23 protein-coding genes are annotated in these 25,816 nt (G+C 30.0%); 11 read left to right on the top strand and 12 right to left on the bottom strand.

The features are described from left to right. Window positions 1-56: 56 nt before the first annotated feature. Both mnmD and Q0842_RS09105 read right to left on the bottom strand, forming a co-directional pair. Window positions 57-749 carry a tRNA (5-methylaminomethyl-2-thiouridine)(34)-methyltransferase MnmD gene (gene mnmD / locus Q0842_RS09110; protein ID WP_298497170.1) on the bottom strand — a complete coding sequence of 231 codons (693 nt, stop codon included), beginning with the start codon at window positions 747-749 and terminating at the stop codon, window positions 57-59. A gap of 146 nt (window positions 750-895) precedes the next feature. Next, the gene (locus tag Q0842_RS09105; RefSeq protein ID WP_298497169.1) at window positions 896-1,363 is read right to left on the bottom strand and encodes a DUF4920 domain-containing protein; all 468 of its coding nucleotides are present in this window, start codon (window positions 1,361-1,363) and stop codon (window positions 896-898) included. Window positions 1,364-1,493: 130 nt separating this feature from the next. Here Q0842_RS09105 and Q0842_RS09100 point away from each other — a divergent pair, with 130 nt between their 5' ends. Next, window positions 1,494-2,561: a branched-chain amino acid aminotransferase gene (locus tag Q0842_RS09100; RefSeq protein ID WP_298497166.1), complete on the top strand. Its 1,068-nt coding sequence runs from the start codon at window positions 1,494-1,496 to the stop codon at window positions 2,559-2,561. 56 nt (window positions 2,562-2,617) lie between these two features. On the opposite strand, the gene Q0842_RS09095 is transcribed toward Q0842_RS09100, so the two are convergent. Beyond that, window positions 2,618-3,004, bottom strand: coding sequence for a nucleoside triphosphate pyrophosphohydrolase family protein (locus tag Q0842_RS09095; protein ID WP_298497163.1), 387 nt, complete (start codon window positions 3,002-3,004; stop codon window positions 2,618-2,620). Between the two features lie 518 nt (window positions 3,005-3,522). Continuing rightward, window positions 3,523-5,562 (bottom strand): dihydrofolate reductase, encoded by a 2,040-nt coding sequence (locus tag Q0842_RS09085; RefSeq protein WP_298497156.1) that lies wholly within the window; start codon window positions 5,560-5,562, stop codon window positions 3,523-3,525. 188 nt (window positions 5,563-5,750) lie between these two features. Between Q0842_RS09085 and Q0842_RS09080 the strand changes: the two genes are divergently transcribed. The 3 genes from Q0842_RS09080 (at window position 5,751) to Q0842_RS09070 (ending at window position 8,298) form a co-directional block, all read left to right on the top strand. Further along, window positions 5,751-6,770 (top strand): GyrI-like domain-containing protein, encoded by a 1,020-nt coding sequence (locus Q0842_RS09080; RefSeq protein WP_298497154.1) that lies wholly within the window; start codon window positions 5,751-5,753, stop codon window positions 6,768-6,770. A gap of 3 nt (window positions 6,771-6,773) precedes the next feature. After that, window positions 6,774-7,139 carry a fluoride efflux transporter CrcB gene (gene crcB / locus Q0842_RS09075; RefSeq protein WP_298497151.1) on the top strand — a complete coding sequence of 122 codons (366 nt, stop codon included), beginning with the start codon at window positions 6,774-6,776 and terminating at the stop codon, window positions 7,137-7,139. 109 nt (window positions 7,140-7,248) lie between these two features. After that, window positions 7,249-8,298: a hypothetical protein gene (locus Q0842_RS09070; RefSeq protein ID WP_298497149.1), complete on the top strand. Its 1,050-nt coding sequence runs from the start codon at window positions 7,249-7,251 to the stop codon at window positions 8,296-8,298. A gap of 23 nt (window positions 8,299-8,321) precedes the next feature. Here the strand turns inward: Q0842_RS09070 and Q0842_RS09065 are convergent, their stop codons facing one another. After that, window positions 8,322-8,927 carry a DUF1684 domain-containing protein gene (locus Q0842_RS09065; protein WP_298497147.1) on the bottom strand — a complete coding sequence of 202 codons (606 nt, stop codon included), beginning with the start codon at window positions 8,925-8,927 and terminating at the stop codon, window positions 8,322-8,324. After that, complete coding sequence (locus Q0842_RS09060) at window positions 8,927-9,454, bottom strand: DUF4252 domain-containing protein (RefSeq protein ID WP_298497144.1); 528 nt, start codon at window positions 9,452-9,454, stop codon at window positions 8,927-8,929. The genes Q0842_RS09065 and Q0842_RS09060 overlap by 1 nt, the downstream gene beginning before the upstream one ends. 271 nt (window positions 9,455-9,725) lie before the next feature. Here Q0842_RS09060 and Q0842_RS09055 point away from each other — a divergent pair, with 271 nt between their 5' ends. Beyond that, entirely contained in the window at window positions 9,726-10,934 is a 1,209-nt protein-coding gene (locus tag Q0842_RS09055; protein ID WP_298497142.1) for an MFS transporter, read from the top strand. A gap of 90 nt (window positions 10,935-11,024) precedes the next feature. On the opposite strand, the gene Q0842_RS09050 is transcribed toward Q0842_RS09055, so the two are convergent. Continuing rightward, the gene (locus Q0842_RS09050; RefSeq protein ID WP_298497139.1) at window positions 11,025-11,468 is read right to left on the bottom strand and encodes an Lrp/AsnC family transcriptional regulator; all 444 of its coding nucleotides are present in this window, start codon (window positions 11,466-11,468) and stop codon (window positions 11,025-11,027) included. Between the two features lie 122 nt (window positions 11,469-11,590). Between Q0842_RS09050 and Q0842_RS09045 the strand changes: the two genes are divergently transcribed. Then, on the top strand, window positions 11,591-11,986 hold the full coding sequence (locus tag Q0842_RS09045) for a hypothetical protein (RefSeq protein ID WP_298497137.1): 396 nt from the start codon (window positions 11,591-11,593) through the stop codon (window positions 11,984-11,986). A gap of 7 nt (window positions 11,987-11,993) precedes the next feature. On the opposite strand, the gene Q0842_RS09040 is transcribed toward Q0842_RS09045, so the two are convergent. After that, window positions 11,994-12,416 carry a hypothetical protein gene (locus tag Q0842_RS09040; protein ID WP_298497135.1) on the bottom strand — a complete coding sequence of 141 codons (423 nt, stop codon included), beginning with the start codon at window positions 12,414-12,416 and terminating at the stop codon, window positions 11,994-11,996. 457 nt (window positions 12,417-12,873) lie between these two features. Here Q0842_RS09040 and Q0842_RS09035 point away from each other — a divergent pair, with 457 nt between their 5' ends. After that, complete coding sequence (locus Q0842_RS09035) at window positions 12,874-15,132, top strand: FUSC family membrane protein (protein WP_298497132.1); 2,259 nt, start codon at window positions 12,874-12,876, stop codon at window positions 15,130-15,132. A gap of 111 nt (window positions 15,133-15,243) precedes the next feature. Here the strand turns inward: Q0842_RS09035 and Q0842_RS09030 are convergent, their stop codons facing one another. Further along, a complete protein-coding gene (locus Q0842_RS09030) occupies window positions 15,244-18,654 on the bottom strand; it encodes a methylmalonyl-CoA mutase family protein (RefSeq protein ID WP_298497128.1) in 3,411 nt (1,136 codons plus the stop codon). 145 nt (window positions 18,655-18,799) lie between these two features. Between Q0842_RS09030 and purU the strand changes: the two genes are divergently transcribed. Together purU and Q0842_RS09020 are read left to right on the top strand one after the other, a co-directional pair. Next, window positions 18,800-19,654, top strand: coding sequence for a formyltetrahydrofolate deformylase (gene purU, locus Q0842_RS09025; protein ID WP_298497126.1), 855 nt, complete (start codon window positions 18,800-18,802; stop codon window positions 19,652-19,654). Window positions 19,655-19,783: 129 nt separating this feature from the next. Further along, entirely contained in the window at window positions 19,784-20,881 is a 1,098-nt protein-coding gene (locus Q0842_RS09020; protein ID WP_298497124.1) for an OmpA family protein, read from the top strand. 582 nt (window positions 20,882-21,463) lie between these two features. Here the strand turns inward: Q0842_RS09020 and Q0842_RS09015 are convergent. Continuing rightward, window positions 21,464-22,597 (bottom strand): TlpA disulfide reductase family protein, encoded by a 1,134-nt coding sequence (locus tag Q0842_RS09015; protein ID WP_298497122.1) that lies wholly within the window; start codon window positions 22,595-22,597, stop codon window positions 21,464-21,466. Window positions 22,598-22,747: 150 nt separating this feature from the next. On the opposite strand from Q0842_RS09015, the gene Q0842_RS09010 reads away from it, so the two are divergent. Beyond that, a complete protein-coding gene (locus Q0842_RS09010) occupies window positions 22,748-23,452 on the top strand; it encodes a DUF4197 domain-containing protein (protein ID WP_298497119.1) in 705 nt (234 codons plus the stop codon). A gap of 148 nt (window positions 23,453-23,600) precedes the next feature. Then, complete coding sequence (locus tag Q0842_RS09005) at window positions 23,601-23,750, top strand: hypothetical protein (RefSeq protein ID WP_298497116.1); 150 nt, start codon at window positions 23,601-23,603, stop codon at window positions 23,748-23,750. Here Q0842_RS09005 and pyrF read toward each other — a convergent pair. Continuing rightward, window positions 23,743-24,561 carry an orotidine-5'-phosphate decarboxylase gene (pyrF, locus tag Q0842_RS09000; RefSeq protein WP_298497113.1) on the bottom strand — a complete coding sequence of 273 codons (819 nt, stop codon included), beginning with the start codon at window positions 24,559-24,561 and terminating at the stop codon, window positions 23,743-23,745. The two genes, Q0842_RS09005 and pyrF, sit on opposite strands and share 8 nt — an antisense overlap. Before the next feature lie 10 nt (window positions 24,562-24,571). Then, window positions 24,572-25,648, bottom strand: coding sequence for a peptide chain release factor 1 (gene prfA / locus Q0842_RS08995; RefSeq protein ID WP_298497111.1), 1,077 nt, complete (start codon window positions 25,646-25,648; stop codon window positions 24,572-24,574). Window positions 25,649-25,816 lie beyond the last annotated feature (168 nt).

Here is a 25,816-nt window from a genome sequence, read left to right as displayed (position 1 = left end):
TTTATATTAGGTTTAACAGAAAGGTTAAAGATTTTTTATTGAAAAAATGGAATAAACTATTTTATAGCTCTCAACATTTCTCTTTTACCCGGTGGCCCAGGAAGTCGTTCTACCGTAAAGCCAACTGCTTGCATGGCTCTACGTACGCTACCTTTTGCAGAATAGGTTACTAATATTCCTTTTGGCTTTAAAGCTTTATACATAATTTCAAAAATGGTTTCTGTCCATAATTCGGGTTGAACCCTAGCCCCAAAAGCATCAAAATAAATAATATCATAAAATTCAATATCGTTTATTTCTGAGAATAGCTGTTGCTGTTTTAATAAAGTGAAATTGTGTGTTATTATATGTTTTTCTTCCCAACTTGTTTCATGAAGTTTTTGAAACAGGTTTTCACTATTTTCTACTTTTAATGAGTCTGTATAATTCAATGCCTTTATTTCATTTTCTGATACAGGGTAGGCTTCGACTCCACAATAATTTATATTTAGTTCTGCTTTTTGGGCTTCAAGAAGTGTAATAAATGCATTTAACCCTGTGCCAAATCCTATTTCTAAGATTGATGTATTATAAGATTTTAAGTCTTTTTTAGGATTTAATTCTTTATTCCAAAAGTGATGCAAACCATGTTTTACAAATACATGATTAGCTTCTTGGATAGCACCATGTTTTGAATGGTATTGCTCGTTCCACTCTGGAATTTGAATGGTTGTTGAACCATCTGCGGTGATGATGATTTCACGTTTCATGATTTATAATTAGATATTTAAAACTTAGTTCTTTTTTGCGTTAGGGATAGTAATGGAAAGCCCACAGCGAGGCACGAACGAGGACTTGAAATGTATAGCCCGACCCTTGTGGTAACGCCCAACACTTAAAAGTTATAATGATTTTTTTATTGCGCTACTAACACACCATCTGCCTCGAAAGAATATGTTTTTTTAGGTTGGTTTATACTTGCTATTTCTTCGGCAGTTTTACCAGCATCTTCGGCATAATGACGTTGCTCATCAATAGAAACCTCGGTTACATATGCTTTTCCGTTTACAATTACCTGCTTGCCCTTAATATCTTTAGGTACAAAAAAACCGTAGTCTTTAAATTTAACCATTACTTCGTTTTCGTTGTCTAGTTTTAAACGCATCCAACAGCCTTTGGCTTGACAAACATCGTTTACCGTTGCAATAATTTTAGAGTTAATACTATCACCACTTTTCATGGTTTTAAAATGTGCAGCCATAGAGGTTGCCGCAATAGCATCGTTAGGAATTATGGTTTCTCCAAATGATGCATATTCTATCTTTTCTTGTTTTTCGGTATTTTTAACCTTTTCCTTGTTTTTATTATTGCAAGAAATTAACATGAAAACGCACATTATTACTAAAGAAATTGACCTCATAGCACAAATATTTCGATTTTATTGGATTTGTGTAAATATACCGCTTTTTTAAAAACGTTTTTATTTAAATTTGTATTAACAAATAACTTGGTATATGAATTCTATAATCAACGACATTGAGATTATAAAGACGAAAAACTCGAAAATTAACGAGGTAGATTTTGACAACTTAAAGTTTGGAAGTGTTTTTTCTGACCATATGTTAGAATGCAATTTTAAAGACGGAAAATGGCAAGCCCCAAAGGTGATGCCTTACCAACCTATTGTGTTGGATCCATCGGCTAAAATTTTTCATTATGGACAGTCTATTTTTGAAGGCATGAAAGCTTATAAAGATGTAGATGAAAATGTCTGGTTATTTAGACCATTAGAAAATTTTAAGCGATTAAATATTTCGGCTAAGCGTTTAGCAATTCCAGAATTACCTGAAAACTATTTTATGGATGGTTTAAAGGCGCTTTTAGAGGTTGACCAAGAATGGATTCCTAAAAAAGATGGAAGCTCGTTATATATAAGACCATTTGTATTTGCTTCTGGTAATGGTTTTCATGCATCTCCTGCTGATGAATATAAATTTATTATTTGTACTGCACCTTCTGGGGCTTATTTTGCTGGAGAAGTTAGAGTTTTAATTGAAGAGAAATATTCGCGTTCTGCTAATGGTGGTGTTGGTTTTGCTAAGGCTGGTGGTAACTATGCTGGTCAGTTTTACCCAACGCAATTAGCTATTGAGAAAGGTTACCAACAAGTCATTTGGACCGATGACAACACACACGAGTATATTGAAGAGGCTGGGGCAATGAATATATTTATTCGCATTAATGACACTTTAATTACTGGACCTACAAGCGATAGAATTCTTGATGGTATTACTCGTAAAAGTATTATTGAGCTTGCTAAAGCTGAAGGTATTGATGTTGAAGTTAGAAAAATTACGGTTTCTGAAGTTGTTGAAGCTGCAAAAAATGGCTCTTTAAAAGAAATGTTTGGAGCAGGTACAGCAGCAGTAATTTCTCCTATTGCTGGTTTTGGTTATAAAGATGCAGATTATGAATTACCTAAACTTGACGATACTTACGCTAGTTTCTTAAAAAAACGAATTACAGATATACAAACTAATAAAACTGAAGACCCATTTGGTTGGCGTTATGAAGTTAAATAATTGAATAAAAAAAGCAGCCAAATGGCCGCTTTTTTTATGATTAATTTTTTTAGTTTCTATTTTTCTAAAATAGCTTCTATATTTGGTTTAAAATAATTTGGGCCTTTTAGTACTTTGCCATCTTCACGATAAATTGGCTGCCCATTCTCACCTAACTTACTCATATTACTACGTTGTATTTCTTCAAACACTTCTTCAATTTTATGCTGCATACCGTGCTCTATAATGGTACCGCATAAAATATAAAGCATATCACCTAAAGCATCTGCAACCTCAACTAAATCATTATTATTTGCTGCGTCAAGATATTCTTCATTTTCTTCTCGCATTAATTTATAACGCAACATATTTTTAGCTAAACCCAAATCTGCCTTAGGGGTTTCTCTATGTCCGATTTTAAAAGCGGTGTGAAATGCTTTAACAGCTTCAATCTTGTTTTTCATAAATTCTATTTTTTTGTTATTCCTGAGTAGATAGGAATCTCATCATTTTCATTAAATTTGCATAAAAATAATGATATGTTTAGTAAAGGTCAAATCATTTTTGGAATTATATTCTTTATAGTGTTTGCTGTAATTATAGCTTATACGTACCGAAAAGATTTGAATATCCACAAGCGTTTTTATAAAGGTAGTGTGTGGATTTTAATTGCCTTTATTTCTTTTATTTTATTTATTTCTGCTATAAAATTTTTCTTTAAGTAAATTACAGGGTCTATCCTTCTTGTTATATTAACTAACTAATTTAGGCTCCCTAATTTTTTTTTAATTTAACAAAGTTTTACACGCAACCTTTTTACACTTAATACATCTAGTAAATAACTAAACCATACTAAAAATGAATATTATATTAATTATTAGCGCACTAATTATAATTAATTTAATCCTACTAGTATTTAGTGTAAACGAAAAAACAGAACCTTGATTTAAGATTCTGCTTTTTATCTTGTTTTATAAAACACTTAATTTACCTCAGGCAAAAAGCTATAATTTGTACTATAATTTAGCATTTGTCCTGCAAAAGTTTCTGGCTGTGTTACTTTTATAGATGTTATATCACCTTCTTTATTTTTATCTGCTACTAATACAGGGTTTACAAATCCGCTGTAAGGTGCCGATTTAAACTGCTTGTTTCTCTCTAATATTTCTGCATGAATTGCTTGATCGACTTTTACTCCATAGCCTTCTACTAAAGCTTCAACAGCTGCAAAATCACCTTCAGATTTAATACGCTGTGTTTCACGTAATAATTGCCCAAAAAGATTGTGAAGTTTTTCATAATCATTAATATTAAAATATGTTTTACCATCACGTACAACCTTTTCTATAACATTATCCTTTTGTCCTTTTTCAAAAGCCCAAGCAGATATCCATTGTCTATTACGCATGTGCGCCTCTTCAACATCATCCCCTAAATTTAAACGAATTAATTGCATCATTAAACCATTACGTATATACCCATCATAGGTTGCTTTTCCAACTGACTTCCAGTCTTCAACTAAACCTAATTCCTGAAGTTTAGGATTATACAAATAGTATAAAGCAACTAAATCTGCTCGTCCTTCTTCTAATGTAGAAGCATAATTTTTAAGTGTTTCTTTAGTTTCTCCTACACCAGGGTTTAATTGCCCAGATGCATGACCAATAACTTCGTGTAAGGCTGTATGTAACTTGTCTCCTAACTGGCCATATTTTTCTTCTAACTCCAACTCTTCATCATCATGTACAAATTCTTTTAAACGTCCTGAACTTGATGCATTATTATAGGCATTAGTTATGTTTCCTAATGAAACCGATTTACTTCCTACTGCAGCTCGAATCCAATTAGCATTAGGTAAATTAACTCCAATTGGTGTGCTAGGTGAAGCATCTCCAGCTTCTCCAGCTACATTTACTACTTTATATGTTACACCAACAACATTTTTCTTTTTATGAGCATCCATTAAAGTCGAATTGTCTTCAAACCATTGCGCATTATCTGCCACAACCTTCATTTTTTGAGACATATCAAAATCATTAATTTGTACGATTGTTTCGTAAGAACCTCTATACCCTAACGGGTCGTTATATACTTCAATAAAACTATTAATATAATCAATATTACCAGCTGTAGCAGCTGTCCATGCTACATTATAATCGTCCCACGTTTGTAAATCGCCTGTTTTATAATAATCAATTAGTAAACCTAACGCATTTCCTTGAGCTTCGTTTTCGGCAACACCCTTTGCTAATTCTAACCATTTAATTATTTCGTCTATGGCCTCTCCATATAAACCACCAGATTTATAAACACGCTCTTTTAATACTCCTTTTTCTTTTACTAATTGAGAGTTTAAACCATACGATAAAGGTTTTTTAGGATTTGGAGATTTCTTTGCTTTATAAAAACGCTCAACATCCTTATTAGTAACGTTAGGTCCATAAAAATTTATTGCAGAAAGCGCCACGTTATCTACATTTTTAGCTTGATTTACTTTTTTAGCATCTACATCATTAAAAAGTACACTAAAAGCTTCACCTTCTAATACGGTATTAGTTTCTTTCAACAACTCGTTTAAATAATTTGAAGAAAACTCTGGTTTTATTTTATCATTTGAATAATGGTGATGAATACCATTACTAAACCAAACACGTTTTAAATAAGTTTCGAATGCCTTCCAATTATCTGCAGTTTTATCACCGTTGTAATTAGTAAAGATATTCTCTAAAGCTTTTCTTATGGTTAAATTATGCCTGTAATTTTGGTCCCACATAATATCTCTTCCAGATAAACCAGCTTGTACCAGGTAGTAAACTAATTTTTGTTCCTTTAACGACAGTTGCTCCCATCCTGGAATTTGGTACCGCAATACTTTAATATCTGCAAATTGCTCCACATTATGATCAAATGATACAGTTTCTTTTGAAACCACAGTATCTTGATTGTTATTTGATTTATCATTACCACAGGCAAACAGAATAGTGGTAATACATACTAAAGTTAAGATTGATTTTAATTTCATTTGTATATGATTATGTTTTAATAATTAAATAAATAATTGCTCAAAAAAGCCTTAAAATTATTGAATTAATTGATAATACAATTTTTTACTAACGAAAATTTAATTTGAGCTCAACAAATGTAATAATTTATTAATCAAAAAATTAAAAATGTTTATCTTTGATTATTAAAATCTCTCAATTTATTTAAATGAAATCTTTAAAGTACATTTTTTTCTTAATACTAATTGCGATTATAGGACTTGCTATATATATTGCTGTACAGCCAAACGAATTTGAAGTAAGCAGAACAAGAGCTATAAAAGCCCCTGCATCTGTTATTTATAACAATGTTATTGATTTTAAAAACTGGGAAGCTTGGTCGTCTTGGGTAGAGGCTGACCCGGATATGAAAATTACTCTTCCTGAACAAACTTCTGGCATAGGCGGATCCTATACTTGGCAAGATAAAGATGGTGTTGGGACTATGAAAAATATAGAAACTGTTACAAATAAATCTATAACACAACAAATGCAATTTGCTGATTTTCCATCTTCTGATGTTTCATGGGATTTCACACCAAATGAAGATGGTATAACTAATGTTACATGGACTATTTCTGGAAAAGATTTGCCTTTTGGGTTTAAAGCATTTGCTACTTTTATGGGTGGCATGGAAAAACAAATTGCACCTCATTATGAGCGTAGTTTAGAAAAATTAGATAGCATTGTTCAAGAGAGCATGAAAGTTTATACTATTAACATAAATGGTGAAACAGAATATGGAGGCGGATTTTACATGTACAAAACAACCTCTGCTACTAGTGCTAATATTAGCCAAATAATTGGAAAACAATTTGGTGAAATTATGACTTATATGGCTAAAAATAATATTATTTCTAATGGCATGCCTTTTACTATTTATAATGAAATGAATGCTGAGAATGAAAGTGTTATAATGAGTAATGCCATACCTGTAAGAGATAGAATAAATGTTAATAATGCAAGTGAAATTTTATGTGGTTATACTCCAAAAACAAAAGTTATTAAAACAACATTAAAAGGAAATTACACCAATTTAAGTGAAGCTTGGGAAGCTACAATGGATTATCTTACTAAGAATAACCTTGAACAATCCAATTTAAAACCTTTTGAGATTTACACTAACGACCCTGGTAAATTTCCAAATCCAGCAGATTGGATAACAGAAATATATATCCCAATTAAATAACAAATGAAAAATATCTTATTGGTTTTTTTAGGAGGTGGTTTTGGTAGCAGCTTACGTTTTATTATAGGAAAATATTTAAATAATGCAGAGAAAGGTATTCCTTATGGTACGTTTGCAGCTAATATTTTAGGAAGTTTATTAATAGGTATTATTTTAGGACTAGCCGCCAAAAACAACTCACTATCGCAAAGCCATACTTTATTACTAGCCACAGGATTTTGTGGTGGTTTTACAACATTCTCTACCTTTGCTTACGAAAATCATGTGTTTTTAAAATCTGGAGATTTTGCAAGTTTTGCAATTTATACTATTGCTAGTTTTGTTATTGGTTTTTTAGCTGTTTTTACGGGGATGTACTTGGTGAAGTAATCCCTTGACTTTGTGAAAATTTTCAAATAACTTCCTATAACGTTTGGTATAAAACATTAAAACGATTTTTTATTAGTAAAACATTGGACAATTTTATAAAGATCAGCCTATGAAATATAAAGATTATTTAAACTTAATAACCATAATTATAATGTCTTTGAATTTATCAAATTGCGTAAGTGATAACGAAGACAATAGTGAAATTTTAGAAACTCCAAATAAAAATTTTATGTTTGAAGTGAATTTTATTCAACAACAGGCTCTTCATAATAAAAAGGGTAAGATAATTTATATGTTCTCACTTTCTTTTGAAAATCAATCAGATTCTAAACTAATTGCATACAACTATGAGCTAAAAGAAGTAATTAAAACAAAAGAAATAGGTTTATATAATCTAGAAGGTGGTACTAGACACTCAACTGGAGATTTTAATAGTAAAACAGAACTATATCTTCTTTCAGAAAACACAATATATATTTTAAGCGGTGATACTTTAGATGAAATAGCATCTATTAATATACCAGATGCTGATAAAATATATAGCGTAAAATCTAAAAATGGATTATTATTTATAAGTTATAATAATAAGAGTTTTGATAATAAATTAATAGTATACAATCGAAATTCTTTAAAGTTGATAAAAAACGACATAAAAGCCACTTCCCACCAAGGAGTAATTGTTGTTTATAATGATAAAACGAACACTAATCAAATCAAGTGTGTCAGTTTCCCTCAATCTTCTAATGATTGGAAGTCAATTGAACATACTTTTGATTTAAACGGAAATTATATTTCATATGATATTGGATATAATGCAGGTGAAGGTGTGTTATTAGAAACAAATGACAATTCTAATTTTATATTAAAAGGGAGCTTCGGCAGAGTTTATTCAAAAGAAAATCTAATGAATGGTGAAACAATTTTAAATAATAATGGAGGCTTTGTTGATTTTAAGATAAGCATAGACGGAGATTTTATATATTCAATACAAAATGATTCTAACATTAATATTTATAACGCTTCTGACTTTTCGTTTAAAGAATCAATTTCAATAAATCAAAATGCACGTAATATATTCATAGATGGAGATAAGTTACTAATTATTAATTATGAATATTCTAATCCAATAAATGTATATTTATCTAGTTATCTAAACTAAAATCTTCCAAAATTTAAACAAAATCAATACTTATCAAAAGCCTTAACCCCAGCTTCTACTCTAGTTTTTAAATAATTTTTTCTTGGTACTATTGGGCAAGAATATTTATCGTTATAGGCACAATAAGGGTTATAAGCCTTATTAAAATCAATTACCATAGTATCACCTTCTGGAATTCTAGTATCAATGTAACGTCCACCACCATAACTCTCTAGGCCATTAGTTTCATCTAAAAAAGGTAAGAATAAATAATTTTCATAACCATCTTTCTTAATTAAATCTTGGTTTTGGTAAACATTTAATTTAAAATTTTCTCCTTTTAATTTAAATGCTAATTCACCATATTTAACATAAACTGGTCTTCTACTCGTTGTCGTTTTCATTTTAAAAGCTTTTTCGTTTGGAGTTCTAATAAAATCAGCTTTAACAACATAAGTAGAATCAAACTTAAAAAAATCTAAGCCTTCAAAATTTTTTCTATCCTTTTCTTTCAAAGGAGATTTGCTTGCATCTTTATAATCTGCGTTTATTTCTTTCTGAAATTCTGTTTCACCCTTTATGGTTCGCTTTTCTTGCGCACAACTTAGTAACGAAGTTAAAATTAAAGTACAAATTAGTAGATTTTTCATTAATTATTGGGATTAAAGGATGGGTTAAGATTGGTATTGTATGATTGTAACAAATCTGTAGAAAAAGCATTAAAAGTTTCCTCATCAGCAAATGATTTAATTTTATCTGGATCAAAATTACCTTGTAAATAATAAGCAGTAGTTTCGGTTTCTGTACTATTAAAAATAATAGCATCTGTAACTACAGCTCCTAACTCAATTACTGAAATAATACGTGTATTATCTAGTTCATTTTTTCTAAAAACATCAGTAAATCCTCTATTAGTTATAGCACTCATTTCTGTAATGAGGCTTTGACGTTTTAATGCATTTACATTTTCAAACTTAATATATTTAAAATCTGAAATATTACCAATAGCATTTTTTACCTCAGGTGAAATATTACTTAATACAGCTTTCATGAAATTAGGTACTTGAAAAGATGTCGCACCCATATCTGCTTTATGATTATTATAAAAACTTTGAAAGCTACTACCGCATGAAACCAGTAAAAAGCTTATACTTAACACTAAAATTATTTTCTTCATTATAAAAATTTATCATTGTAAAAATACAAGTTAAATTTATTTTAACTAGATTTGAGCATCAAAAAGAAATAAAAATGCGTAATAACGTCTCAATTTATAGAAAGCAATGGACCTCTTGTTTAAAGACAAGTTGTTGGGCTGGTTATATATTGTGGTGATGTTTATATAAAATATTACAATATTAAAAAGTCCGACTTCATAGTCGGACTTTTTATTTTTAGAAAAAACTCAAATTAATTATACATGTAAAAAAACAGAAGAAACAGAACTCATGAAAAATTTATTTAATAATTACTTAAACACTTTTAAAGGTCTTTCTAAAGAAGTATGGTGGCTAGCCTTAATAACTCTAATAAATAGAGCAGGAACTATGGTTATCCCGTTTTTATCTTTGTATTTAACTGAAGATTTAAAATTCACTTTAAGCAATGTAGGTACAATAATGATGTGTTTTGGATTGGGTTCTGTGGCTGGATCTTGGCTTGGTGGCAAATTAACCGATACTATTGGCTATTATAAAGTTATGGTTAGAAGCCTTGTTAGTACAGGGGTACTTTTTATTGCTTTACAATTCTTAAATACATTTTATGCGCTTTGCTTAGGTATATTTTTGGTAATGTTAGTTGCCGATATGTTTCGTCCTGCCATGTTTGTAGCTTTAAGCGCCTATAGTAAACCTGAGAATAAAACACGTAGCGTAACGCTTATTAGATTAGCAATAAATTTAGGGTTTTCTGCTGGGCCTGCTGTAGGCGGTATAATAATAACTACTTTAGGATATAGTGGCTTATTCTGGGTAGATGGTATTACTTGTATTTTAGCTACTATTGTTCTATTTATGGTTTTAAACCCTAAAAAAGTTACTGTTTTAGACGATATTATTGTTACAAATCCTGATTCTGCTTATAAAGACAAGGCCTTCATTATTTTTTTAATAGCTATGTTTTTATTTGGTGTTATATTTTTACAATATTTCTCTTCAATGCCAATATATTATAGAGAAGTACATACTTTAACAGAACTAGATATAGGTTTACTTTTAGGTGCAAACGGTTTTATTATATTTTTATTAGAAATGCCACTAATTAAATGGTTAGAAAATAGTAGGTTTTCTAAAACTGAACTTATGATTGCAGGTGCCATATTAACTGCATCAAGTTTTATTATTTTGAATATTACAACTTGGTCTGGAATATTAATAATTGGTATGTTTTTAATGACTATTGGAGAAATGATAGCTTTCCCTTTTTCAAATGCGTTTGCAATGCAACGAGCAAAAAAAGGAAATCAAGGTGAATACATGGCTTTATACTCAATTGCTTTTTCTATTGCTCATATTTTTGGACACAAAGCTGGTATGCAAATGGTTGATAATTGGGGGTTTGATAATACATGGTACATGGTAACAGTTATTGGTGGATTCTGTGTCATTTTACTATTTATTTTAAAAAATCATTTAAAAATTAAAAAAGAACATTAAACTTCTATGATATAAACTAAAACTGTTTCTTTTTTATTAATTTAGAAAAGGAACAGAATTATTTGAATTATTAAGTTTAAAAAAAACAACTTATTTTACTGGAGTTACCCCTTTCTGTTTTACAACTCTAGATAAAACAATTTGGGTTTTTGATTCTCCATAAGTTATAAGTTGATCAATAAAAGACTCCATATGTTTTTGGTTTTTTAATACGACTTCCATAACTATATTTTCATCGCCAGTTATTCGGTAACAATTAATAACCTCATCATAAGTTTTTACTTTTTCTAAAAACGGTTTTAATTTACCCATAAATGCTCTTAAAGTTATTATCGCTTTAAACTGGTAACCTATTTCATACGGAGATACAATAGTGTTATAGCCTTCTATAATACCTAAATCTTCCATTTTTTTTATGCGTTCTGAAACTGCTGGGGAACTTATACCTACTTGCCTTCCAATTTCTGCATTAGATAGTCTAGCATTTTGTTGTAAACACTTTAAAATCTTACCGTTAATCGAATCTAAAATCATTTAAAAGAAATTGGCTTAAATTAATTAAAATCTAAAGCAAATATACGTTTTTACTTTAAAATCTAAAGTTGAATATCATTTCTTGTGAGTAATTTTGATAAAAATGCTATTAGAATAAGATCATGTTACACAATACCCCACCAAATCTATCGGATTTACCGGTTTATCAAAAAGCATTAGAGATATTTGCTTTATCTCAAAGCATATCTTCCTACCTTATTCACGACTTATCTGATTTAAAATCAGATGGTTCAGAAGATAACGATATTTATTTTTCGGGTGACATTGTACAGCAATCTGTATCGTTAGTTCCTGAAATTATGAATGCAGAATTAGAACGCTACTCAGATAGAAAACACAAACATCTTGATTCTCTTAAGCGTCTTACAAATAAACTTTATAAAAACTCTTATAGATTAGAACGTTCTAACAGTAATGGTAAAGATTTTTTACCAATTCTTCGTAGTGAATTAAAAAAGTTTAAAAAGCTTCAGAGTACTTGGATGCTTACTTTATAATAGTCTTTTAAATTTTCTTGAATTTTTGAGCACACGCTTCAATACATTGATACCAAAGTATTAGGTTTCCACTTACAGGTAAATCAAAATATACTTTAGCTGAACGTGAACTACATTTGTTTGGAATAATTTCACCATCATACTGAGTATCAGAATCGGTGATTAATAAAAAATCTCCTGTTTCTAAATCTCCTACTTCTGATGCCATAAAACATAATTGTCCGTTTATTTCAACAGTACCGTCACTTAAAAATGTAATAACTCTATCACTATCTATGTATTGAAAATCTCCACTTCCATCACCAGGGTCTAAATATTGTTCTGTAAGTTTCCATTTTCCAATGAGTCCCGTATTGTCTTTTGGTTTGTTATCATCAGATGAGCAACTAAGCATTAATAAAACTAGACATATAAGTAAGGAATTTTTCATTTTATGGAAGTTTGTTTCTATTTAAAGATGCTATAATCTAAAAATGGTTGCGTATTAATCTGAGTTTAAAAAAACTAAAAAACATTATTTCCTGCCTACATATTGAGTCTATACTGCCCACATACTTCAAACGATGCTTTTGCAATTTGCCTTAATGAGCAAACTTTACATACATCTATTAATGACTCAAAAATATTTTCGTTATTCTTCCCAGTTTTAAGTATAACTAAACAATAATAATTAGTTCATGTACTGTTATCACAAGCATAATTTTGACAATTTATTTTCTAGCATCCTCTGCAGTTGTAATTACATTCTATATTTTTTATGATATATGATTTTTAAATTCATATAATAGACGCATATTTTTAAAAAAGACGCAAAAATCCAAAAAAAAATCACAATAAAATTTCCTGTCTATTATAAAAAGTATCTTTATATCTTATTTATAAGAAACTTGAAAAACCATTTAAAAAACTTAATACTATTTTTAAAAGGGGCTAATTTTTATAGAGGAATTAGGCTTACTTTCAGTATATTATTACCATTAATTCTACTTTATTTTTTAGGTTATTTTCAATTTGCTCCTGCCATTATTGTTGGTATATTTTTAAATGCTCCTAGTGATATTCCAGGCAGTTTAAAACGAAAAGTTAATGCCATTTTAATTAGCATTGGATTAACTGTACTAATAACAGCCATTATTCTATTTTTAAAACCATTTTTTCCATTTTTATTACTTGCAATTACTATAATTTCTTTTGCAACATCTTTAATTTCTGTATATGGTTTTAGGGCCTCATTAGTATCTTTTTCTGGACTATTAGCCATGGTACTTGCTTTTGCTACAGAAAAAATAACGAACACAGAAATTTTAATGCATTTAGCACTTATTAGTATTGGTGGACTTTGGTATTTATGCATCTCTTATGTTTACCAAATATTAATTCCAAAAAAGGATGAAACACAGCTACTTTCAGACACCCTAAATCTAATTGGAGAATATTTAAATTTAAGAGCTAGGTTACTAACAAAAAAAAACAAAAGAGAAGAACTAACACAAAAAGCATTTTTACTTCAAACTCAAATAAATGAAAAGCACGAAACTTTAAGAGAAGTTTTTTATAGTGAACGAAAAAAATCTGGTAGATCTCACTACGACGAAAAACAATTATTAATCTTTATTTCTTCAATAAATATTTTTGAACTTATTGAAGCAAAACAATTAAATTACAAGGAATTAGATAGACTATTTAGTGATAGAAAACATTACTTAAGACCTTCAAAAAAATTGAATAAAGTATTAGGAAACCACCTTATTCATTTGTCTGAATTGTTAATTCAAAACAAAAAAATCCCTAATAAAAGCCCTTTATTAAAATCTTTAGCTAAGGCAAAAAAAATTATTTCTATTTATGTTGAGGACATCACACTACCTAAAGCACGTGAAGGCGCTCTAGTATTACAAAACCTGTATGATTATCAAGAGCAATTATTACAAGAAATCAGGTCGATTAGACGTATTATGGCAAACGTAAAAGATGCCTCTAGTGTTTCATTTAAACGGCAAGACGCTAGCCAGTTTTTAACATTACAAGAGTATCGACCAAATGTTATTATTGAAAATTTAAGTTTTAAAGCGCCACTTTTTAGACATGCACTTCGAATTACTTTAGCCATTGTATTTGCATTTGTATTAGGCACTATTTTAGATATTAAAAATACATATTGGATTCTCTTAACCATTATTGTAATTATGAGACCCAATTATGGGTTAACAAAAGAGCGCTCTAAAAATCGTATAATTGGAACTTTTATTGGAGCCACAATTGCTATTGGTATTGTGTTAATTACTCAAAATGTATTTGTTTATAGTGTTTTAGCAATTATTTCATTGACCTTGGCCTTTGCATTAATGCAGCAAAATTATAAATCTGCGGCTGCATTAATTACAATAAATGTTATTTTTATTTACTCTTTAATTACTCCAGATGCTTTACAAGTTATTCAATATCGTGTTATAGATACGGTGATTGGAGCTAGTATATCAATCGTTGCCAATTATTTATTATGGCCTAGTTGGGAAGTAAATAATTTAAAACATGTATTATTAGAGGCTTTACAGAAAAATAAATCTTATTTATTGGCAACTAAAGATTTATATTATAATAAAACCGAAAACCAATTGGCTTATAAGATTGCGCGAAAAGAATCTTTTTTAGCAATTAGTAATTTAAATGCTGCATTCCAACGTTTAACTCAAGACCCAAAATCTAAACAAAAAGAGTTTCAGTTAATCTATAATTTAACAACCTTAAACCAAACCATGATTTCGGCTACAGCTTCTATTGGTAGTTTTATACTTAATCATAAAACCACGCCTCCTTCAAAAGAATTTGATGTTGTAATAAATAGAATTGTAAATACACTACAAATGTCTTGTGCTATTTTGCAAGATATTCCGCCAAATAAACTTGAAGATACTATACCTATTGATGATGCTCAAAAAAATCTTCAAAATGCATTTCATCATTTAGGTGTAGAACGAGACAAAAACATAAAAAAGGGTAACATAGAAATAAACACCAAAACCTTACATCAATTACAGGAAGCTTATTTAATTACCAGTCAGTTAAATTGGTTAAAAACGCTTTCAGAAAATCTAAAAAAAGCAACTATTCGATATAATAATATCATAAAAGAAGATAAGGTTTAACTAGCTTTAAGTAAAAACCAAGATTTTTTTGATGTTGCAATTTAGGTTTCTAAGTAATTCATTGATAAGCCATTCAATTACTTTTTATAAAAATAAAAAATGACTTTATACTTACATATTTCTTCTGTACTGACCTCCTACTTCAAATAATGCATTTGTGATTTGTCCTAATGAACAGACTTTACAAACATTCATTAAAGACTCAAAAATATTTTCGTTATTAATAGCATTATGTTGTAATTCTTTCAACATTGCTTCAGTATCATTTGCTTTATGAAGATTTTGTAAAGTTTTAATTTGAAATTCTTTTTCATCTTCAGTAGCTCTAATGACTTCAGCAGGTAAAACCGTTGGTGAACCTTTACTACTTAAAAACGTGTTTACGCCTATAATTGGGAATTTGCCATTATGCTTAAGTGTTTCATAATATAAACTTTCTTCTTGTATTTTACTACGCTGATACATGGTTTCCATAGCGCCTAAAACACCTCCACGTTCTGTAATTCTATCAAATTCTAATAACACAGCTTCTTCAACCAAATCGGTTAATTCTTCAATTATAAACGAGCCTTGTATTGGATTTTCGTTTTTAGCTAAACCTAACTCTTTGTTAATAATGAGTTGTATTGCCATGGCGCGACGAACAGACTCTTCAGTAGGTGTTGTAATAGCTTCATCATAAGCATTAGTGTGTAGTGAGTTACAATTATCATAAATAGCATATAAAGCTTGTAGTGTAGTACGAATATCATTAAAATCAATTTCTTGAGCATGTAAACTTCTACCAGATGTTTGAATATGATATTTAAGCATTTGTGCTCTAGCATTGGCACCATATTTATGCTTCATAGCTTTTGCCCATATTTTACGAGCTACACGTCCTATAACTGCATATTCTGGATCGATACCATTTGAGAAGAAAAATGATAAGTTTGGACCAAATTTATTGATATCCATGCCTCGGCTTAAATAATATTCCACGTAAGTAAAACCATTAGATAATGTTAGGGCTAACTGCGTAATTGGGTTGGCTCCTGCTTCTGCTATATGATACCCAGAAATAGAAACGCTATAAAAATTACGCACATTGTTTTCAATAAAATATTCTTGCACATCACCCATTAAACGCAGTGCAAATTCCGTTGAAAATATACAGGTATTTTGTGCTTGGTCTTCCTTTAAAATATCGGCTTGCACGGTGCCTCTAACTTGAGCAATCGTATTCTTTTTTATATTAGAATATATGTCTTCAGGTAACACCTGGTCTCCGGTAACGCCTAAAAGCATTAATCCTAATCCATTATTTCCTTCTGGTAAATTACCATTATATTTTGGTCGTTCTTTCCCTTTATAGAGCTTTGCTATTTTAGCTTCAACATCTTTTTCTAAACCATTTTCTTTGATATAAATTTCACATTGTTGATCGATTGCTGCATTCATAAAAAACCCAAGCAGCATTGGTGCAGGACCATTAATAGTCATACTTACCGATGTTAAAACATCAGCTAAATTAAAGCCTGAATATAATTTCTTTGCATCATCTAAACAACAAATAGATACACCTGCATTTCCTATTTTACCGTAAATATCTGGGCGGTAATCTGGATCGTTGCCATATAAGGTTACACTATCAAAAGCAGTAGACAAACGCTTTGCAGGCAAACCAGCACTTACATAATGAAATCGTTTGTTTGTACGTTCTGGACCACCTTCGCCAGCAAACATTCTTGCTGGATCTTCGCCGGTTCTTTTAAACGGATACAACCCTGAGGTATATGGAAATTCGCCAGGAACATTTTCTTGTAAACACCATTTTAAAATATCTCCCCAAGCTTGATATTTAGGAAGGGCCACTTTAGGTATTTGTGTATGCGATAAGGATTCGGTATGCGTTTCAATCTTTATTTCTTTATCTCTAACCTTAAAAGAATAAATTGGATTTTTGTACTTATTTACTTTTTCATCCCAACCTGTAATGATTTCCCAGTTATATGGATCCAAATCGAGTTTTACTCTATCAAATTCCGCAACTAAAAGTCTAATAAAGTCTTTGTTTTCTGAAGAAACTATAGATTCAGAATCAATTCCAAACTTATTTAATACAGGTTGTTTTCCAGCAACAGAGTCTAAAGTTTTATAAATTCCGTATAACCTTTGAGCAACTTCAACTTGTTCGTCTCCTTTTTTATCATATGCTCGATTACTCTCTGCTATTTCCGATAAATATCGTGTTCTTGAAGGCGGTATAACAAATACCTTTTCACTCATTTCGTTAGAAATAGTAAAAGTTGATTTTAAATCTGAATTTGTTTTTTCAACCAGTTTATCTATAACTGCCTTGTAAAGCGAATTCATTCCTGGATCATTAAATTGAGAGGCTATTGTTCCAAAAACTGGTAAATTATCTTGATTAACATCCCAGAGGTTATTGTTACGCATATATTGCTTTTTCACATCACGTAATGCATCAAGAGATCCTCTTTTATCAAACTTATTTATGGCAACCAAATCAGCAAAATCTAGCATGTCAATTTTTTCTAATTGAGTAGCTGCACCAAATTCAGGAGTCATTACATATAAGGATACATCAGAATGTTCTATAATTTCGGTATCAGATTGCCCTATCCCCGATGTTTCCAAAATAATCAAATCATATTCCGCTACTTTTAATACTTCTACGGCTTCATTAACGTGTTTTGATAAAGCTAAGTTAGATTGACGTGTTGCCAAACTCCTCATATAAACTCTAGCATTGTTTATTGAATTCATTCTAATTCTATCACCTAATAAAGCACCTCCTGTTTTCCTTTTGGAAGGGTCAACAGAAATGATACCAACAGTTTTCTTAGGAAAATCAATTAAAAATCGTCTTACCAACTCATCTACTAAGCTAGATTTACCAGCCCCACCCGTTCCTGTGATTCCTAAAACTGGGGTTTTGGAATTTTTATTTATTAAATGAATTTCTTCTAAAGTATTTTTTGCTATTTCTGGAAAATTTTCAGCAGATGATATAACTCTGGCAATATCTTTAATATTTCTATTTTTTAAACTTTTAACTTCTACATCTAATGTATCACCAACAGCAAAATCAGATTGCTCAACCAAGTCGTTAATCATGCCTTGCAAACCCATTTCACGTCCATCATCTGGTGAATAAATTCGAGAAACCCCATAATCCATTAAATCTTTTATTTCAGAAGGTAAAATTACTCCTCCGCCACCGCCAAAAATCTTAATATGCTCTGATCCTTTTTCTTTCAATAAATCATACATATATTTAAAATACTCGTTATGCCCCCCTTGATACGATGTTAAGCATATTGCATTTACATCTTCTTGAATTGCGGTATTTACAACTTCTTCTACGCTTCTATCATGACCTAAATGAATAACTTCTACACCTGTAGCCTGAATAATACGACGCATAATATTAATGGAAGCATCGTGCCCATCAAAAAGTGATGCAGCAGTAACTATTCTAACTTTATATTTTGGTTTGTATGGCACAAGTTGATTCATTCGTAAAGATTATTGAATTATAGTATCGCAATTTACGAAATATTCAAAAAAATAAGCTATTTGCATTAGATTATATAAAATTTAAATCTTGATTCTTGCTTGTATCAATTTTAAACTAAATTTAGCGCCGATTAACAAAACATTTATGAATAAGATTACCATATTAATATATTGTAAAGACAGACCAAATATAATTGCATCAGTCACTAACTTTATTGCTAAGGAAGGAGGCAACATTGTATATATCGACCAACATGTTGATAGAGAGCAAGACATCTTTTTTATGCGTCTAGAAAGCGAATTTACATCTGAAACTTTTTATACTAAAAACTTTAAATCTGTCTTTAAAAGTGATTTAGCTGATAAGTTTGAAATGAAATGGAGAATTTATTCATCTGAGAAAAAGCCTAAAATGGCTCTTTTTATTTCTAAATACGATCATTGTTTATATGATTTACTTGGTCGTTATAATTCTGGTGAATTAAATTTAGATATTCCTTTTATAATAAGTAACCATTTAGACTTAAAACCAATTGCTGATAATTTTAAAATTCCGTTTTATCATATACCTGTAACAAAGGACACAAAAAAAGAAGCGGAAGACAAACAATTACAACTTTTACAAGAATATAATATTGATTTTATTGTCTTAGCTAGGTACATGCAAATTGTTTCAGGAAAACTTATTAATAAGTACCCTAATAAGATTATTAATATTCATCATTCATTTTTACCTGCATTTGTTGGAGCAAAACCATATCATTCAGCATATAAACGTGGTGTAAAAATAATAGGAGCTACGAGTCATTATGTAACAGAAGAATTAGATGCTGGCCCAATTATAGAACAAGATGTTACAAGAGTTACACATGCGCATGCTATTTCCGATTTAATTTCTAAAGGTCGAGATTTAGAAAAAATTGTTTTAGCAAACGCTGTTAAGCTACATGCAAACAGAAAAGTATTGGTATTCAACAACAAGACTGTTGTTTTTTCTTAATTATTTGTTAAAGAAAATTCGCATTTTGTGGTTATCCAAAAAATTTATTCACTAATTTTGTGACCTATTAATTTTTTCTGTGTCTTAAAGATGTGGAATAATTAACCCATTAACTAAATTTTAATTTTTATGAAAACAAATTTATTTTTATGCCTAACTTTTTTATTAGGCCTAGGTTTTGCTCAAGCTCAAAACTTACCAACAAGCCCAGAACCTGGGAAATGTTACGTTAAATGTATTACTAAGGACGAATTCAAAGATGTTCAAGAAACAATCGAAGTTTATCCTTCTTATACTACATTAGAAGTTGTACCTGCAACTTACAAAACTGTTGAAGATCGTGTTCTTGTTAAAGAAGCATCTAAGAAATTAGTTTATATCCCTGCAGTATATGAAACGGTTGAAGTTCCTTACATTAAAAAAGAAGGAAGAAGTGATTTAAACATCATTCCTGCAACTTTTGGAACTAACTCAAGAACTTTTGAAACTTATCCTGCAACTTCAGGATGGGAATATAAAGAAACTGCTTGTGATTCTCCAAACAAAGAAGATTGTATGGTAGCTTGTTTTGTTGGTTACCCAGCACAATACAGAGATGTATCTTTTACTACTTTAGCTAAAGATGCTACTGTAAGCAACACTCCAGTTAACGAAGTACCTGGTACTTACACTAAACAAGTTGTTAAGACTCCAGCTCGTATGGATCAAATTGACATTCCTGCTCAATATGCTACAATTAAACGTCAAGTTTTAGCAACTTCTGCTACAACTAGATCTAACACTATTCCTGCTAAATCTCAAACTGTAACAAGAACTGTTTTAGCTAAAAAAGGTGGAATTACTACTTGGGAAGAAGTTGATTGTGGATTATTTGAAGCTAATGCTTTACCAATATTTTACGAAACTGGTAGTGCACGTATAACTGCTGCTTCTAAGAAAATTATTGATGATAACTTATTAGCTTTATTAAACAGCAAGCCAGTAAATGTTGAGATTATGTCTCATACAGATTCTAGAGGTAACGATGATTTCAACATGTCTTTATCACAACAACGTGCTAATTCTGTTGTAAACTACTTAGTATCTAAAGGTATTACAAGAAGTCGTTTAACTGCAAGAGGATTTGGTGAAACTAGATTAGTAAACCGTTGTTCTAATGGCGTTGACTGTTCTGCTGATCAGCACCAAAGAAACAGAAGAACTGAATTTAGAGTTATCAATAACTAATTCAAGTTTATCATAAACAAATATCTTTTTTAGATATTTATTACAAAAAAGCCTGTGAATAAATTCACAGGCTTTTTTTATTTTTTAGATTTATACAATCTATATAAAAGAATACAACTTATTAGACATTTAGTTAAAATCCTTTAAGCTTATAATTTCAGTAAATCAAATACAGCTTGAATATAATAGGATAGTTTACAATATGTATATAATTTTATTAACATATTGATTTTAAGTCTTTACATCTAACTCTTTATGTGTTTATTTTCTAAAAATAAGCTCAGCTTAATACCATTTACTATTAAATAGCAATACAGAATATTTAATTATGTAATTAATTTTACAACACTTTTTCTTTTAAAATTTAACCTAAATGAAAAGATATACCAAACATTCATTATCGTTTGTTAGAACAAAGGAAAAGGCTAGTAGTTAGTGTGTAATAATTACAAATAATATTCATTTAGAATTAAAAAATAAAAAGACAAAAAAACTTAATTTAATTATCATGTCTTTTTTTGGAAATGAAACAACAAAACATAAAGAATAAAGTAGGTCACAAAAAGAAATAATTACATATGACTAAAAGAATCCTCTTTTAGAAATAACATACTTAGGATATTTAATATTTTTCTTTGAGACATTTATACCATAACTATCCCACATTCCAGATGCCATTAAATCAAAATATTTGTAATGAATATCCCAATCGTGAGTTAAGTTTACATCTAAATTTTCATGATATAATACAATAGGTATATCTAGTAAATTTATCAATTTATATTTTACTTCTTCAAGACTAACATCATCTGCTTTTATTTCAGAATCACCAATTAAAAATTTTGGTGTATCTGGCCCCCAATTAATTAGATCTGTCCCCCAAAAACGTGGATCTTTAATATCAAAAACTAAAACTTCCCCTTGCATTTCAGCATCATTCTTTTTTAATCTTAACCGCTTTAAAATAGCTTTCGTTTTTTCAAAATATGCACGAGAGTTTAATTTAAATCTCATTTCATAAGACTTATTCAATTCTTCTGGTATATTAATTTGATTTTTATGACTAAGTAAGGTATAAGCTAATATTGACTGCAGATTACCTTTAAGCTCTAAATAAGATTTATGATTTACAACTCTTAATTCTGAATTATCTTCAACAAAATTTAAATTAATAACCTCAAAATCTTCCTCTTGTTCTACTTCTTCTACTACCTCAACTTTTTCGTAAGTCTTGATATTAAACATTTCAGACACACTAATACCTTGTTTACTTTTATTTAAAAACCCACCAACTTGATAACCTTTTAAATCTGCTGGATGCCCTTTCCAAAGCTCCTCCCCATTTGCATTATATAAAATACCATAAGGTAAACTTCGAACATTATTGTTTTTAAAAGTTTCTCCTTCATAATCAATAGCTATTGCTAATTTTGAAGGGTGTTTTAGCATAAAACGGCTTACAATATCTGGACTTTCTTTAGTTAATGAAAGCACATAAAAATTATTAGGATATTGCTCTTGAAGCGATTCTAAATATTTTGATACATGTATACAAGGCCCACACCAAGTTGCCCAAAAATCAACAAAGTATAGTGTATTACTATCTTGCTTAGCTATAGAAGAAGATTGAATTTGTTCAGATATGTTTATTTGCCCGAAAACAAATGTCGAACTTAAAAAACATAGTAAATAGAGATTAATCTTATTAAATTTCATTTTAGAGGGAACTTAAACTTGATTTTATTATCAATGTTATTAAATACATAACAATTATTGTGCTAAAATAGTATTTTAATAAATATAGTTTAAAGACAATTTGATTTAAGAACTAAGATTTATATTTGCCTAAATATAAAACCCAAAATCATGATACGTAAATTTTTAGCTATTTTTTTTATTTTCAATCTAGTTTCTTGTGCAGAACTGCAACAAGTTGTTAATCAGTTACCGCAAAGTGGAGAACTAGGTAACGCAGAAATAGCCTCGGGTTTAAGGCAAGCTTTAGACTTTGGTATAGACAAACAAGTAACAAAACTTACCCAAACTGATGGCTTTTTTAAAAATGAATTAGTTAAAATATTATTGCCAGAAGAACTAAGTAAAGTTGATAAAGCATTAAGAGATATTGGATTAAGTAATTTAGCTGACGAAGGATTAAAAGTACTTAATAGAGCAGCTGAAGATGCAGTAAAAGAAGCTACTCCAATTTTTATTGATGCTGTAAAAGGTATTACTTTTGATGATGCCAAAAATATTTTATTAGGTAATAATGATGCTGCAACACAATATTTAACGACAAAAACTCAAGATGCGCTTTATGCTAAATTTAATCCTGTTATAAAAAACTCTTTTAGTAAAGTTGGTGCAGATGAAATTTGGAGTAACTTAATAAATAAGTATAATAGTATTCCTTTTACAAATAATGTAAACCCAGATTTAACTGATTATGTTACAGGTGAAGCCTTAAAAGGTGTTTACACAATGATTGCTGTTGAAGAGAAAGATATTAGAACAAAAGCTTCTTCTAGAACAACAGATTTATTAAAGAAAGTCTTTTCATTACAAGATTAAAATCAACAAAATAAATATTTTAAAAAACCGAATAAAAATTATTCGGTTTTTTTGTTTCATCACTTAATGGCTATTTAATAATTCTTTAACGTTTCAATTACATCTAAACGACAGTTATTTACGTAATTTAAATATAAAAAGGAACGTCATGAACACACAATTTTGTAGAGTTGGGAAAATTAAACCCAACCTAAGTAAATCAATTAGTTTAAAAGAATTAGAAATAAGAATATCAAACTTTGTAGATGATATTAGTAAAATTGATTTTCCAGAAGGTTATCAATCAACTTCTATGTAAGTGATAATATATTTTGCATTTCCTGTTGAAGTTCTCTAGCTTTAGATGCTGCCTCATGCGCAAAATTCTCATTTGAAGACGCATAAATAATGCCTCTTGAGGAGTTAATCAATAACCCAATATTATCATTCAATCCGTATTTACAAACGTCCTTCAAATTCCCTCCTTGAGCGCCAACACCTGGCACTAACAGAAAACTATCTGGAATAATATTCCTAATATCTCCCAAATATTCAGCTTTAGTAGCTCCAACAACATACATCAAATTTTCAGAATTTTTCCAAGATTTAGAAGTTTCTAATACATGCTTATAAACCTCTTTTCCTTCTATTTCTTTTGTCTGAAAATCAAAAGCACCTTCATTTGAAGTTAAAGCTAACATAATAGTATGTTTATTTTCAAAAGCTAAAAACGGTTCTATTGAATCTTTACCCATATAAGGAGCAACAGTTACAGAATCGAAGGCTAAATCTTCGAAGAATGCTTTAGCATACATGGTACTTGTATTCCCTATATCTCCTCGTTTAGCATCGGCAATTGTGAAAATTTCTGGATACTTTTCGTTTAAATAATTAATAGTTTTTTCTAAAGCTTGCCAACCTTTTATGCCATAAGCTTCGTAAAATGCTGTGTTAGGCTTGTAAGCTACACATAAATGATGTGTTGCATCAATAATCGCTTTATTGAAAGCAAAAATAGGGTCGTCTTCATTTAAAAGATGTTTAGGGATTTTATTTAAATCGACGTCTAATCCAATACATAGAAAGGATTTCTTTTCTTTTATTTGCTGAACGAGTTGGTTTGTTGTCACGTATCTTGTTTTAAATCACATCATTATTAGCTTTTAACTTTTCAGTATTTTCAGCTAATTGCAACTCATCTATAATTTTTTGAATATCGCCATTTACAATATTAGATAAATCGTAAAGTGTTAACCCTATTCTGTGATCTGTAACACGACCTTGAGGATAATTATATGTTCTAATTTTAGCACTTCTATCTCCACTAGTTACCATAGTACCACGTAAAGCAGCATCTTCTTCCATCTTTTTGGCTAACTCTAAATCGTATAAACGAGAACGTAATACTTTAAATGCTTTCTCCTTATTTTTATGTTGAGACTTTTGGTCTTGACATTGTGCTACTAATCCGGTTGGTATATGCGTTAATCTAACTGCAGAATATGTTGTGTTAACAGATTGACCTCCTGGACCTGATGAACAGAAAAAATCAATCCTAACATCTTTAGGGTTTATTTCAACATCAAACTCTTCAGCTTCAGGAAAAACCATTACAGTTGCTGCACTTGTATGTACTCGCCCTTGAGTTTCTGTTTGAGGTACACGTTGCACACGATGTACACCTGCTTCAAATTTTAAAGTACCATAAACATCTTCTCCAGAAACTTCAAATTGAATTTCTTTAAAGCCACCATTTGTGCCTTCACTAAAATCTACAGTATCAACTTTCCACCCTCTACCTTCACAATATTTAGTATACATTCTAAATAAATCGCCAGCAAAAATACTAGCTTCATCTCCACCTGTTCCAGCACGTAATTCTACTACTGCATTTTTAGAATCTTCAGGATCTTTAGGTATTAAGAGTACTTTTATTTCTTCTTCAAGTAAAGAAATACCTGCTTTAGCTTCATCATACTGCATTTTGGCCATATCAACCATTTCTGCATCACTACCATCAGAAATTATTTCTTCGGCTTCAGTTAAATTATTGGTAAACTCTAAATATTGCTCACGCTTATCCATAAGAATTCGCAAGTCTTTGTATTCTCTATTTAGTGCAACATAACGTTTTTGGTCGGTAATAATATCGGGTTGGATTATTAAATCGCTAACCTCATCAAAACGTTGTTTTACTATTTGTAATTTCTCTAACATCTGCCTTTTATAATTGGAAACCAAAAATACGATAATTTATGAATTTTCAATGGTTGCAATCCTTTCTAATATAGGTTTAATAAAAATATTTTTAAACAATTATCGTTATTCTAGATACTTATGCAACAGTTAATGTCTATATTATTGTTTTATAGGCCATTTATAATC

Source organism: uncultured Algibacter sp., from assembly GCF_947495675.1.
In the GTDB taxonomy this organism is placed as follows: Bacteria; Bacteroidota; Bacteroidia; order Flavobacteriales; family Flavobacteriaceae; genus Algibacter_B.
Note: the sequence above shows the minus strand (reverse complement) of the source record. Positions and strands in the feature narration are given on the sequence as shown.

Bases quoted from the DNA above. Each gene is read 5' to 3' on its own strand.
- mnmD (WP_298497170.1), bottom strand. From the start codon at position 749: ATGAAACGTGAAATCATCATCACCGCAGATGGTTCAACAACCATTCAA.
- Q0842_RS09105 (WP_298497169.1), bottom strand. From the start codon at position 1,363: ATGTTAATTTCTTGCAATAATAAAAACAAGGAAAAGGTTAAAAATACC.
- Q0842_RS09100 (WP_298497166.1), top strand. From the start codon at position 1,494: ATGAATTCTATAATCAACGACATTGAGATTATAAAGACGAAAAACTCG.
- Q0842_RS09095 (WP_298497163.1), bottom strand. From the start codon at position 3,004: ATGAAAAACAAGATTGAAGCTGTTAAAGCATTTCACACCGCTTTTAAA.
- Q0842_RS09085 (WP_298497156.1), bottom strand. From the start codon at position 5,562: ATGAAATTAAAATCAATCTTAACTTTAGTATGTATTACCACTATTCTG.
- Q0842_RS09080 (WP_298497154.1), top strand. From the start codon at position 5,751: ATGAAATCTTTAAAGTACATTTTTTTCTTAATACTAATTGCGATTATA.
- crcB (WP_298497151.1), top strand. From the start codon at position 6,774: ATGAAAAATATCTTATTGGTTTTTTTAGGAGGTGGTTTTGGTAGCAGC.
- Q0842_RS09070 (WP_298497149.1), top strand. From the start codon at position 7,249: ATGAAATATAAAGATTATTTAAACTTAATAACCATAATTATAATGTCT.
- Q0842_RS09065 (WP_298497147.1), bottom strand. From the start codon at position 8,927: ATGAAAAATCTACTAATTTGTACTTTAATTTTAACTTCGTTACTAAGT.
- Q0842_RS09060 (WP_298497144.1), bottom strand. From the start codon at position 9,454: ATGAAGAAAATAATTTTAGTGTTAAGTATAAGCTTTTTACTGGTTTCA.
- Q0842_RS09055 (WP_298497142.1), top strand. From the start codon at position 9,726: ATGAAAAATTTATTTAATAATTACTTAAACACTTTTAAAGGTCTTTCT.
- Q0842_RS09050 (WP_298497139.1), bottom strand. From the start codon at position 11,468: ATGATTTTAGATTCGATTAACGGTAAGATTTTAAAGTGTTTACAACAA.
- Q0842_RS09045 (WP_298497137.1), top strand. From the start codon at position 11,591: ATGTTACACAATACCCCACCAAATCTATCGGATTTACCGGTTTATCAA.
- Q0842_RS09040 (WP_298497135.1), bottom strand. From the start codon at position 12,416: ATGAAAAATTCCTTACTTATATGTCTAGTTTTATTAATGCTTAGTTGC.
- Q0842_RS09030 (WP_298497128.1), bottom strand. From the start codon at position 18,654: ATGAATCAACTTGTGCCATACAAACCAAAATATAAAGTTAGAATAGTT.
- purU (WP_298497126.1), top strand. From the start codon at position 18,800: ATGAATAAGATTACCATATTAATATATTGTAAAGACAGACCAAATATA.
- Q0842_RS09020 (WP_298497124.1), top strand. From the start codon at position 19,784: ATGAAAACAAATTTATTTTTATGCCTAACTTTTTTATTAGGCCTAGGT.
- Q0842_RS09015 (WP_298497122.1), bottom strand. From the start codon at position 22,597: ATGAAATTTAATAAGATTAATCTCTATTTACTATGTTTTTTAAGTTCG.
- Q0842_RS09010 (WP_298497119.1), top strand. From the start codon at position 22,748: ATGATACGTAAATTTTTAGCTATTTTTTTTATTTTCAATCTAGTTTCT.
- Q0842_RS09005 (WP_298497116.1), top strand. From the start codon at position 23,601: ATGAACACACAATTTTGTAGAGTTGGGAAAATTAAACCCAACCTAAGT.
- prfA (WP_298497111.1), bottom strand. From the start codon at position 25,648: ATGTTAGAGAAATTACAAATAGTAAAACAACGTTTTGATGAGGTTAGC.